We start from the raw sequence: 11,934 nt of genomic DNA, 5'->3' as shown, positions 1-11,934 counted from the left end.
CAGTTCTCCGGCGACGCGGATTTTCCGAGTGCGCGTAGCAGGGATCGAACCTGCAACCTGTCGATTATGAGCCGCCCGCTCTACCGATTGAGCTATACGCGCCGAAAACCTTCTTGAATCTTTTTCTGCCTGCGCTAGTTTGCGTTTATTTAACAATCTCGGCGTTCCCATTTTTTTTATTCTCCTTTCTCAAAAACTAAAATTTTCAGCAAGCTGTTTTACCTCGCCGCCAAAATCAAGCTGCGCGGGCGTTTCAGTCTGGCCGTCTGGCCGATCGTTCTGCGCTGCGGCAAAATCGAGTTCGGACGTTAAAGCTAAAATATAATTTTCGTTCGGGCTGTAATAAGCAACATTTTCACGTTTGTTTTTTTGTTTGCCGGCTTCACAATACGGACAGGCGCAAACAGATGTGCTTCGTAAGATATTATTTTTCCACCGCTCAACAAAAATATATCCGGCAAATGTTTTGCAATACAAACAATTTTTTACGGGCGCGGTTTTGGTTTTTTTATCAGCCGCGTGATACATGCTGATAATTTCGGAAATGGATAACATGCCGCGCGAGGGAATATTATCGGAAACATAACCATCAACAACTTTTTCCAAAATATCAGCGTCAAAGTTTTTTAAAATTTTTTGATATTCTTCCTGCTGTTCGTTGGATAATCCGCTTTTGATGCAAAATTTTCCAAGCCGCGCGATCTGCTCGTCCACCTTGCTGTTTACTGTTGGCTGATAAAAATAATTATCGGACATTTGCTTCTCTCCCTTTTTGATATTTTTCTTGAAACATTTTGTATGCTTTGTTTGTTTGCTCTCTGGTCTGGCGGCCAAGCCAGGTAACAACCGCCGCTTTCCATTTTTTCATTTTATTTTTTCCAACAAGCCAGCCTTTGCTTTCGTAAAAGTTCACAAAGGCGATAGGGTCTATCCAGTACTTTTTTTCCCAGCAGTAACGGGCAACCTCGGCTATTGTGGGCGGAACGAATTTATAGGGTTTTTGAATTTCGGTTGTTAAGGAATTGTTTTCAGCTGCTGTTTCGATTTGTGTGAGGGCGGCGGTAGCCGCACACACACTCTCCTTAGCAGAATGAGTATTACCAAGTTTTTGGTTTTGGTTATGTATTTGGTTATGGTTATTGGTTATGGTTATGGTTGTATCATTCAAAACATCACTTTTGTATGATACAGAATCCTCTTTCTGTATCATACACAATTCCTCTTTTGTATCATTCAAAACATCATTTTTATTGTTCCAGCGGGTACTTATAGCCTTTATTTTTGCGGCATATACCTTTTGAGTTTCTGCTAATTTTTCTTTTAAATGTGCGAAAAATTGTTTTTCTGCTTCGTCCTGCGGCGTGAAATTTTCGATGCCCATACTTACATCGACCACGCCGTCCAGCATCTTGCATAACCTGTCTGCCGAAATCACACGCCGGTATTTTATCCACGTGTCTAGGTACAGCCGAATGTATTTTATTGTGGGCATAAATCGCCCTCGTGATTTGGTTTGCATGGAGTTGTGCATGTGCGTTTGCACGATGCAAAAGAGGCATTATGCATATGAGTATGCATCGCAGAAATATATGTATAAGCATTTTTGCTTGAAAAATTTAGCGAGAAAAGTTGTGCTTCTATCATGTATTTTCCCTAGTGCTACCGCCCAGCTTTTGGCTGGGTGGCAGCGACTAGGGAATATCTAGTAGCTACCGCTTGTATTAGTAACAATATTCCTGTTACAAAATTTCAATCTTTTTGAGAAACTGGCGCGCCCTAAGAGAGTCGAACTCCTAACCTTCTGATCCGTAGTCAGATGCTCTATCCATTGAGCTAAGGGCGCGCAAAAAAGAGGCAAATAGTATATCGTATGTTTTGATTCATAACAATTCTTTCTTTTCTTTGCGCTCTATCCATTGACTCAAACTTAACAAGCCAGCCTTGCTGGCGACGTTAAGTGCAAGTAACAAGGTTGCGCAGCAACCGAAGTTTGCTAAGGGCGCGCAAACGTAAAAACGAATCACAATTAAAAACTATTCGGGGATTTTATGCAACCGGCGGCATTTGAATCGCTGTCGCCGGCTTTTATTAGTAAATTACCAGCCTTTGTTGCCGCCGTCGAAACCGCCGCGGGAAGCGCGGGGCTCTTGAGGACGGGCTTCGCTGACCTTGATGGTACGGCCGTCAAGCTCTTTGCCGTTGAGAAGCTCGATCGCTTTGGTAGCTTCTTCGGGAGTGGACATTTCCACAAAACCAAAGCCTTTGGATCTATTAGTCGCTCTGTCGATGATAACTTTTGCCGAAACCACTGTTCCGGCCGCGTTAAAGCCTGCTTTCAGCGTTTCGTCGGTGGTGGCATACGCCAAACCGCCTATGTATAATTTTTTTTCTGCCATTTCTTTCTCCTTTTTAACTTAAAAATTTCCCACGAGTTATAGACGCTTAACTCTGAACTTACAGATTCAAATGTAAGGGAATAAAAGCAACCAACTCGTGCACATTCAATATCATAGCACACCTTTATTTTTTGGCAAGAGCCGCCGCCGCCAAAAAATCATGCAACAATCAGCGCGCGCTTACGATAAATTTATATAGGGGAAAGGGTTTAAGGAGCACGGTTATGTTAAAACTTCTGGCCTTATTGCTCATTTTACCAGCGCTGGCCACGGCTTCAGTTTCCCGCTTGTATATCGGCGAAAACGAAGGGCAGCCTATGGCGGGCGTGGACACCCGCATCAACTTTGGGCCGTTTTTCGTGGGCGGAGATATTAAGACTATGGTACGACAGACTGTAGTCAATAGAGACAATAAGGTTGTCGGTTTCCTGCCGGACCGCACTGATTATAAAACTTCCGCCGGCATTGAATACGGCAATTTTGAGCTGGAATACGCGCACACCTGCTATCACCGCGTGATCTCCAACAGCGATCTGGCTTTTTACGAAAACAATGTTAATCCGGGTGACACGGACACGCTCGCCGTCAAGGTAATGTTTTAATTTATCCGGTAATAAGTTCACCAGAGTTGAGCGAGGGATTTTCCTCGGACAAAAAACGTTTTTCGCGGGGCGGAGACTGCGCGGCAGATTCCGTGAAAACATGGCGCTTGATGTGCTCTAAATAATTCGGCACATTCTTGATGCCGTCATAAGAAAATAAAATCACACCGCGCAAATATTTGTAATTCATTTCCCGGCGCGCGCGGCGCAAAAACTCCACATCGGACACTATCGCATCCGATGAGCGTCGCCAGGCGCCCAAGCCGATAAAAACCGGCACACTGTGCTCGTCAGCCAATTCCGCGGCGCGGATAGTTTGTTTTTGCACCACTTTCGCGTCACGGTCGTAGATCATCGGCGCCACCGCGTCAATATAGCCGCCGCGCATCCAGGCTGCCCAGTCTTGAAAATTATTTTTGGCCGCACTGTCCGGATCGGGCAGCACCGCCGCGGTCAAAATAACCTGCGGCGCGGCTACGGCCAGCTCGTAAAAAATGCCGCGCACCAGACTATTGACCGACTCTCTCCGCCAGCTGTCCCAGCGTTCCATCTGCTGCTGATATTCGCTTTCGCCGAATAAACGCAGCGCGATCTCTTTATTTTGCTGCAGCGCCAGAGGATCGACACCGTACAGCCGCTTAAAAGTCTGCCGTGAATATTCGGTAAAACCAGCGCCAGCGCCCGGGTAACGCACATAGTCAAGATGCACGCCGTCGACCGCATAATTGCGCGCCACTTCCAAATAAATTGACCTGATATATTCCCGCGCTTCCGGTATGGCCGGATCGAGATATTTATTGCGCGCGTCGCCGCGCAGGGTCATGAGCCATTCGGGATGTTTATTGACCACATGCTCCGGCGAGGCCGGCGGCTCCGGGTCAGACCAAACGTACAGCGTGTTGATCCAGGCGTGCACACCGATCTTATATTTCCTGGCTTCGGCCAGGACCAGCGCCAGCGCGTCATGGCTGACCTGAGTGTCTTTCGGTAAAATTTTGGAATCGTAAAAAGCCGTGCCGCGGCCGCAAACCTGCACAAACAAAGTGTTGAAATTAGCTTCCGCCGCGCGCCTGACCAGTTCGGGAATATTCGGCGTGTCGATCAGCTCAAAACGGGTCACCCAAAGGGCGCGGGTTTCGGCGTAGCCGAGAGCCGCTCGGGCATCAGCGCGGGTTTCGGCGTAACCGGAAGCCGCGGCAGAATTTGCGCGGGTTTCAGCCGCGGCAGTTTCGGCGCCAAAATCAGCGGAAACAGCGGCGGTCAGCAGCAGACAAAATGTTATAAAGATTTTACGCATCAAAACTTATTATAACACCTAATCAAACTCCACCGTTTCGTCAGCTGTCGGCACGATCCTGGAACGCTGCAGAGCTTTAATTTTTAGATCGACTTTATTCGCGTTGGCCGACGATTTCAATTCTGTGTACTGATCTTTGATCCGCTCCAAAATCTGAACATTGTCCGAGACCAGAGCTTCGGCCAGCTGCAATTCCTTGACGGCCTGCGCGTTTTTATTTTGTTTGGCATACAAACCAGCTTGATAAAAATGCAGGTACGGGATTTTCCAGCCCGGGTTTAATTTTTGGATCAAGAACGCGCGGTCATACTCGGCCTGCGCTTCGGCATATTTTTGCTGCAGCTCGTAAATTTCCGCGGTGAAAAGATAAGCTACCGGTGACTGCGGATTTTGCGCGCCGATCTGCCGGTAAAGATTTAACGCTTTGTCCAGCTCGCCCTGCATTTTAAGATCATAAGCCTGGAACGGCGGATAAAAAATTTCTGTCTTGTATTCGGTCTGCAGTTTGTTGTAAAAACGTTGCAAGGCCAGCTGCTGTCTTTGCGTCAGCAGCTGCTGCTGCAGCTCTTTTTCATCAACGTCGAGCGGGATTTCCTGCTGGTCGATCTCCTCGGTCTGTACAATATGATAACCAAACTGTGTTTGGAACGGCTTGCTGATCTGGTCTTTTTCGAGATTGAAAGCCACATCCTCAAATTCCGGCACCATCGTATTCACGCCAAACCAGCCCAGCTCGCCGCCGCGCACCGCGCTGCCGGCGTCATCGGAATATTCCCGCGCCAGCTCCGCAAAATCCTGTCCGGCCATCAGCTGATCGTAAACCCCGGCGGCCAGATCGCGCGCGAGTTTCTCGCGTTCGGCATCCGTTTGGTCTGTCCAGCCCGAGCGGTTGAAAGAAATCAAGATGTGCCGCGCGCGGACTCTTTTGTATTGATTTTGCACATCCCTGTCGGAGACGACCACCGAACGCTTGATGCTGTCGTCGATCCTGGCCAGCATCAATTGCTGGCGAATATCCTGCTTTAAATCTTTCAACTTGAGACCGTTCGCCTCCAATAATTTGTTGAAATCATCATTGTTTTGGAGCTGATAGGCATTCTTCAACGCTTCCACCTGCTGATTGATCTCGCCGCGGCCGACTTTGATCTTTAAACGCTTAGCATAATCCAGCCGCTTGCCGGCATCCAGCGTCTGCATCAGCGCCGCATAACCGACATAGGCGTCGATCCTGGGATCGATCATATCGCTCTGGCCGGCGCTACGAAAACCCGCGATGCTGCCATTGTAGATGCGCAGAAAAAGTCTGGCGTCAATATCCTGGCCGTTGATAGTCGCCAGCGTATTGGCATTGCGCGACCGCTGCGGAGTATCCGCGCTGGCGCCGCGCCGCCGGCCGGTGCAGCTCACCACGCCGATCGACAACACAAAAGCAATTACTAAAATCCAAATTATTTTGTCCGCGTATTTCCGCATGAAATTCAGCATAGAAACTCCCGTTTAGTTAAACTAATTTAAGTATACACTATTTTGGTTTTTCGTTTAAGAATTACTCCGCCTTTATTATTCCGCTTTCAGAGACCGCGACACCGACACGTAGCCGCCCAGCCAGCCCAGAAAAACTCCGGCGGCCAGCAAGAGCAAAAAGACTAAATTGATTTCCGTGGGTTTTAAATTTACCGGCACGAACGGCATGATCCTCTCCATTTGCAGAATGGCCGCCCCGTAACCGGCTTTCAAACTGGCAATGGCCGCCAGCGAACCGAGCAGACCGATCAGCATACCTTCAACAATGAACGGATATTTGATAAAACTGCGCGACGCGCCGACCAGCGACATGATATTGATCTCGTTTTCGCGCGCGACAACGGTCAGGCGGATAGTATTGACCACGATCATCAGCGTCGAAGCGATCAGCACCAAGATCACGATCACGCCGCCAGTGGTCAGCACTTTGATCAGCAAGGCCAGCCGTTCGGCCAGCTCGCCGCCGTAACTCACGTCTTCGATATTTTCCAGCGCGCGCAGTTTATTGGCGACCAGATTGATATAAGACAGGTCGTGCACTTCCACCTTGAAAGAATTGGGCAGCGGATTATCTTCCAGAAAATCATCCAGCTGCAGATTGGCATGCGACTCCTTGAATTGTCTCCAGGCGGTTTCTTTGGCAATGAATTGCACTTTTTTCACGCCGTTCAGATCGGAGATCGTCATATTCAGCAGGTCTAAATCGTTGCCGCCAGCCGCCGGTCTGGCGTAAGCCATAATGTCCAGCCGCGAATTTAGCGCGCCGAGCAAATTGTAAAAATTAAAAAAGGCCAGCAAAAAAATTCCGAGAATAAACATGGCCAGCGCGATGGTGCTTGCCGCCAGCAGCGACATCAAGCCGCCGCGCGTAATACTTTGCCAGGCCTCGCGGCTGAAATAAGCCCAGCGTCTAAGCATCGGTGTATTTTCCCAGCATATTATCTTCCACGATGCGTCCGGCGGACATTTTGATCACGCGCTTGCGCATCGTGTCCACCACATTGCGGTCATGCGTGGCCACCACGACGGTGGTCTGGCGCTGTTCATTGATCAAATCCAGCAGCCGCATGATCTCCCACGAGGTGTCCGGATCGAGATTGCCAGTCGGCTCATCGGCCAGCAAAATGCGCGGGTTGTTGACCAGCGCGCGGGCAATGCTGACTTTTTGCTGTTCGCCGCCGGACAGCTCGGCCGGCTTGCAGTCTTTTTTGCGCAAAAGCCCCACCAGGTCCAGCACCTGCGGCACCTGTTTTTTGATCTTTTCTAGCGGCTTGTCCAGCACTTCCATCACATAAGCCACATTTTCGTAAACAGTTTTATATTTCAATAATTTGTAATCCTGAAAAATCACACCGATGCGCTGGCGCAAAACCGGAATCTGCCAGCGGCGCAGACTGGGCACCGAGAGATCGTCGACCAGCACATCGCCGCGGGTCGGCAGCTCCGCGCGGTAAATTGTTTTGAATAAGGTGGATTTGCCGGCGCCGTTGGGGCCAATCAAAAAAACAAATTCGCTTTTGCCAATCTGCAAATTGACATTGTTAAGCACCGCATTGTTGCCGTAAAGCTTGTAGAGTTTCTCCGTGCGGATCATGCCATTATTTGCTTCACGGCGCTGACAATATCCGTAGCGGTCAAACCATGATATTTCAGCAATTCATCCGGCGGGCCGGACTGGCAGGATTTATTGACACCCAGAATTTTTATTTTGCAGGGACAATTCTCCGCGATACTTTCCGCCACCGCCGAACCCAGGCCACCGATCACGCTATGCTCTTCGCAGGTCACAATCTTGCCGAATTTTTTAGCCGTTTCCGCCAGCAGGTCTTTGTCTATCGGCCAAACAGAAGCCATATTTATCAGGCGCGCCGAGATCCCCTCTTGGGCCAGCAGCTCGCAGGCTTTGTCCGCCTCGTATACCATGATGCCGCAGGCCACAATCGCCACGTCCCGGCCTTCGCGGATAAGCGAGCCTTTGCCCAGTTGGAAATCACACTTGCCCGACGCGTAAAAAGCCGGAGTCGCTGAACGGCTCAAGCGCACGTAAAAAGGCCCCTCGCTTGCGGCCACCTGCCGGATCACCATTTTGGTTTCCTCGGCGTCAGCCGGCACGACCACGCGCAGATTGTAACAAGAGCGCATGAGCGCGATATCTTCGACAGCCTGATGCGTGGCGCCGTCCTCGCCAACCGTCACACCGGCATGACTGGCCACGATCTTGACATTGAGCCGCGGATAACCGACCGTGTTGCGGATCTGTTCCCAGCAGCGTCCCGTCGCAAACATGGCGAAACTGCTGGCAAAAGCGATCTTGCCGGAAACCGCCAGACCCGCCGCCAGGCCGATCATGTTTTGCTCGGCAATACCGGCGTTGAAAAAACGTTCGGGAAATTCTTTGGCAAACCAGGCCGTGCGCGTTGAGCCGGAAAGATCAGCGTCCAGCACCACGATATCGGGATTTTCCCGGCCCAGCTCGACCAGTACCTTGCCATAGGCGTCTCTCGTCGCGGCTTTTTCGGCCATCAAAGCTGCGCTCCTTCCTGGACTTTTTCGATAATGTAAGCGACTTCCACGTCGGTCAATTCTGGATACACCGGTATGGAGAAAATCTTTTTTGCCACACTTTCCGCAATCGGAAAAGAACCGGCTGGCAGATGCAGATCCGCAAACGCGGCCTGCAGATTGAGCGGCAGGGGATAATGCACGGCCGTGCCCACGCCGTTGTCTTTGAGATATTTTTGCAGAGCCTCGCGGTTATCCGCCAGCAAAACGTATTGATGATAAACGTGATTGCTGTAATTTTTGACAACCGGTATCTGGAGGCCTGGCACATTCTGAAAAGCCGCGTTATAAATTTTGGCGATCTCCTGCCGGCGTTTGGTCCAGGCGGCTAATTTTTGTAGTTTGAGCCGCAGAATACAGCACTGTATTTCATCGAGGCGCATATTGTAGCCGATCGTTTCGTGCTGGTAAGTTTCCCGCATGCCGTGCGCGCGCAGGATACGCACCCGGTCAGCAATTTCGGGATCATTGGTCGTGACCGCGCCGCCCTCACCGCAGCCGCCCAGGTTTTTGGTCGGGTAAAAACTGTAGCATTCCGCCGCGCACAAGCCGCCGATCGGCCGACCTTTGTACTCCGTGCCGATGGACTGGCAGGCATCGCCGATGACCAGCAAATTGTGTTTCTTTGCGATTGCCTCGATCGCGTCAACATCCACAGAATGGCCAAAAAGATGCACCGGCAAAATCGCTTTGGTTTTCGGCGTAATTTTTTTCTCGATCTGGCTGACGTCAAGGCAATAAGACTCCGGCTCAATATCCACAAAAACCGGCGCCGCGCCCAGATAACGCGCCGCTTCAGCTGTCGCAATAAAAGTGAACGGCGTCGTGATGATCTCGTCGCCCGCCTGTATGCCCGCCGCGCGCAAAGCGACAAAAAGCGCGTCCGTACCGGACTTGACCGGAATGGCGTATTTCGCGCCGACGTATTCTGCCAGTTCAGTTTCAAAAGTTTTATTGTGCTGCCCCAGTATATACGCGCCAGTGCGCAAAATCTCTAAAACCTGTTTTTCCGCTTCGTCCTGTATCTGCGCAAATTGGGCTTTGACGTTGACCAGCGGGATATTCTGCACCTTAACTCCTTTTAGGCAAAAGTTTTTATAATATTTTTATAGTATAAGACAGGGAAAGATTTTTAACAATGCGTTCACTCGGCGTTCCTGACAGCCATTTTCACTGTTTCATTTTTTACATTTTTACGGACTTATACTTTACATTTTTACGGATTAGTGTAAAATATAAAAATGGCTCGCAAAAAGAAACACCGCTGGCAGGAAGAAAATATCAAGCAGGCGCTGAAAAAAAGGCGCGTGCTGCTGCTGACCGGAGCCAGACAATGCGGCAAGACCACGCTGGCCCAAGCTATCGTCAGCAGCGATTGCGAATATCGCACGCTGGATGACAATTCCCTGCTGAAAATGGCCCGTGCCGAGCCGGAAGAATTTATCGAGCACACCAAAAAAACCATGATCATTGACGAAGTGCAAAGGGTTCCCGATCTGCTACTGGCCATCAAAAAAGCGGTCGACGTAAACACGCGGTACGGCCAATTCTTGATCACCGGTTCTGCGGATATTCAAGCCCTGCCAACTGTGCAGGAATCTCTGGCCGGACGGGTGAAAAATATCCGTTTAAGACCGTTTGCTTACGGCGAGATTCTGGAACAGACAGCACGGTTTTTTTCCAGACTGCGCCAAAAAGACTTCGTCCGCAACACCGGCTTTAATAAGAAAAAAGTAATCGCTCTGGCCTTGCGGGGCGGTTTTCCGGAGCCGTTATTGCTGGGACAGCGCGACAGCCGCGATTGGTATAAAGACTACATCAACACACTGATCCAAAAAGACCTCAAAGACTTTGCGCAAATCAAACGCCAGAGAGCTTTGCGGGAATTATTTGCCGTGTCCGCCGCGTATTCCTCCCGCTACATGAACAAAGATAAAATCCGCGCCAAGCTGGGTCTAGCGCGTCAGACAGTCGACGAATATCTGAATATTCTGGAAAACATCTATCTGCTCGACATCGTGCCGGCCTGGAGCAAGACCGACCGCGGCAGGATAGGCAGGCAGGCCAAACTGTATCTCAATGACACCGGGCTGCTGGCCGCTATTTTGCGCTGGCAGGCCGCCGATGTGCTGCAAGACAGCAATAAGCTGGGTAATCTGATCGAAACTTTTGTGTATAATCAAATCGCCGCGCAGGCCGAACTATCAGCGGATATCAACCTGTATCACTACCGTGATTATGACAATCACGAAATAGATTTAGTTATTGAGCATCCCGCCGGACTGACCGGCGTGGAAGTCAAAGCCAGCTCGCGTTTTACCGAGGAACACTTCAAAAACCTGCGCTGGTTTGCCAGAAACTACCGCGGAGCAAAATTTTCCGGCATAGTTCTTTATACCGGAGAGCTGGCCATGTCTTTCAAAGACAATATGCACCTCGTGCCGATCAATAATTTGTGGGAGTGATCCGAATATTCAAACCACTCCCTGGAGCCGGAAAAGCTTACCTCTCCGACTCCAAGACACACGAGTTTAGTCCGCCAGCTCAAAAGAAAATATCAGCCTGCCGCTATTGCCAGCAATAACCTTTCCGCCAATATATATTTCAGACCTATTAGAAATATCAAATTCAAGCCTGTCGCCAACGGATAAAGCGCGCCGGCCATAGCCTTCGCCCAGCTGCTTGGTTGATATAAACTCACCTTGCATGTTCCAGCCAATAGGCGCCTCAGGATAAAAACCATCAGAGTGGTCTCCCTTTATAGCAAAACCAATGCAGTTATCGTCAATAAAATTCCCTGTCTTATTCAAGACCGTGATAATCAGTTTCTTGTGGCCATTTGTTTGTATGCCATCTGCCAAAGAAAAAGAATCTACAACTTCAGGGCTAGGACTATTGATATTATTAGGCAAATCATTGCTCGCTTGAATATTTAAGGTATTGCCTTGCGTTTTATAGTAGACTTTATTGTTATTGTTGCCCCAATGTTGTTCTACTTTATTTTGGCTTAGATCAATACTTGTTGAATTTTCCTGGGCGTCGCCAACTAAAATAATATTGCCCGTATCCTTATTATAGTAAGGGTTCTTATTTTCCACCTCCTTTGCGTTTGTATTTTTAACGCTACTCCAATCTACATTATTATTCGCACCAAATATTTTACTCATAATTTTACTCCTTTATTATTTTTTTTGAAAAATACATCGCACAAATCACAAGAACGAAGTTTTACCCATAGGCATCACCTCGTTTCACAAATATTTGCTTTGCTGAAGTCTTATCTATACTGGGGGGGGGGGGGGATAACTGTTAAGCAATAATTATCCAGCGGAATATTAAATTCCGAGAATAAATTCCTACATTTTTGACCAAATAAAAACATGCTCACTCCCATATAATATAAATTATACCCACAAATCCGTAAAATATACCTACTTTATCGTAAGTAATTTGTATCCGTTTCATTTTCTTTATAACCAATTCAACAGGCCTAAGTAGGCCATTAGTAATGGCATATATATGCCATTACTAATGGCCTACTTAGGCCTGTTGA

The 11,934-nt window shown here is 48.9% G+C and carries 12 protein-coding genes and 2 tRNA genes; 2 read left to right on the top strand and 12 right to left on the bottom strand.

The features are described from left to right. Window positions 1-29 precede the first annotated feature (29 nt). From LBJ25_06820 to LBJ25_06800, 5 genes are all read right to left on the bottom strand, one after another. Window positions 30-102: transfer RNA gene (locus LBJ25_06820), tRNA-Met, on the bottom strand. An 87-nt stretch (window positions 103-189) separates the two neighbouring features. Continuing rightward, a complete protein-coding gene (locus LBJ25_06815) occupies window positions 190-756 on the bottom strand; it encodes a hypothetical protein (GenBank protein MDR1453665.1) in 567 nt (188 codons plus the stop codon). Then, complete coding sequence (locus LBJ25_06810) at window positions 746-1,408, bottom strand: hypothetical protein (GenBank protein MDR1453664.1); 663 nt, start codon at window positions 1,406-1,408, stop codon at window positions 746-748. Before LBJ25_06810 ends, LBJ25_06815 begins: the two co-directional genes overlap by 11 nt. Window positions 1,409-1,767: 359 nt before the next feature. Continuing rightward, window positions 1,768-1,843 (bottom strand) — tRNA-Arg (locus LBJ25_06805). 253 nt (window positions 1,844-2,096) lie between these two features. After that, window positions 2,097-2,396: an RNA-binding protein gene (locus tag LBJ25_06800; protein MDR1453663.1), complete on the bottom strand. Its 300-nt coding sequence runs from the start codon at window positions 2,394-2,396 to the stop codon at window positions 2,097-2,099. A 224-nt stretch (window positions 2,397-2,620) separates the two neighbouring features. Between LBJ25_06800 and LBJ25_06795 the strand changes: the two genes are divergently transcribed. Beyond that, on the top strand, window positions 2,621-2,998 hold the full coding sequence (locus LBJ25_06795) for a hypothetical protein (GenBank protein ID MDR1453662.1): 378 nt from the start codon (window positions 2,621-2,623) through the stop codon (window positions 2,996-2,998). 1 nt (window position 2,999) lies between these two features. Here the strand turns inward: LBJ25_06795 and LBJ25_06790 are convergent, their stop codons facing one another. From LBJ25_06790 to LBJ25_06765, 6 genes are all read right to left on the bottom strand, one after another. Next, window positions 3,000-4,295, bottom strand: a complete 1,296-nt coding sequence (locus LBJ25_06790; GenBank protein ID MDR1453661.1) for a family 10 glycosylhydrolase — start codon at window positions 4,293-4,295, stop codon at window positions 3,000-3,002. 18 nt (window positions 4,296-4,313) lie between these two features. After that, window positions 4,314-5,780 (bottom strand): peptidylprolyl isomerase, encoded by a 1,467-nt coding sequence (locus LBJ25_06785; protein MDR1453660.1) that lies wholly within the window; start codon window positions 5,778-5,780, stop codon window positions 4,314-4,316. A gap of 75 nt (window positions 5,781-5,855) precedes the next feature. Continuing rightward, window positions 5,856-6,737, bottom strand: a complete 882-nt coding sequence (gene ftsX / locus LBJ25_06780; protein MDR1453659.1) for a permease-like cell division protein FtsX — start codon at window positions 6,735-6,737, stop codon at window positions 5,856-5,858. Continuing rightward, window positions 6,730-7,413: an ATP-binding cassette domain-containing protein gene (locus LBJ25_06775; GenBank protein MDR1453658.1), complete on the bottom strand. Its 684-nt coding sequence runs from the start codon at window positions 7,411-7,413 to the stop codon at window positions 6,730-6,732. Before LBJ25_06775 ends, ftsX begins: the two co-directional genes overlap by 8 nt. Further along, entirely contained in the window at window positions 7,410-8,342 is a 933-nt protein-coding gene (locus LBJ25_06770; GenBank protein ID MDR1453657.1) for a transketolase family protein, read from the bottom strand. The genes LBJ25_06775 and LBJ25_06770 overlap by 4 nt, the downstream gene beginning before the upstream one ends. After that, the gene (locus LBJ25_06765; protein MDR1453656.1) at window positions 8,342-9,451 is read right to left on the bottom strand and encodes a DegT/DnrJ/EryC1/StrS family aminotransferase; all 1,110 of its coding nucleotides are present in this window, start codon (window positions 9,449-9,451) and stop codon (window positions 8,342-8,344) included. Before LBJ25_06765 ends, LBJ25_06770 begins: the two co-directional genes overlap by 1 nt. A 171-nt stretch (window positions 9,452-9,622) precedes the next feature. On the opposite strand from LBJ25_06765, the gene LBJ25_06760 reads away from it, so the two are divergent. Next, window positions 9,623-10,846, top strand: a complete 1,224-nt coding sequence (locus tag LBJ25_06760; GenBank protein ID MDR1453655.1) for an ATP-binding protein — start codon at window positions 9,623-9,625, stop codon at window positions 10,844-10,846. Window positions 10,847-10,912: 66 nt separating this feature from the next. On the opposite strand, the gene LBJ25_06755 is transcribed toward LBJ25_06760, so the two are convergent. Beyond that, window positions 10,913-11,548 (bottom strand): hypothetical protein, encoded by a 636-nt coding sequence (locus LBJ25_06755; protein ID MDR1453654.1) that lies wholly within the window; start codon window positions 11,546-11,548, stop codon window positions 10,913-10,915. Window positions 11,549-11,934: the final 386 nt, after the last annotated feature.

Source organism: Candidatus Margulisiibacteriota bacterium (genome assembly GCA_031268855.1).
GTDB lineage: Bacteria > Margulisbacteria > Termititenacia > Termititenacales > Termititenacaceae > Termititenax.
Note: the sequence above shows the minus strand (reverse complement) of the source record. Positions and strands in the feature narration are given on the sequence as shown.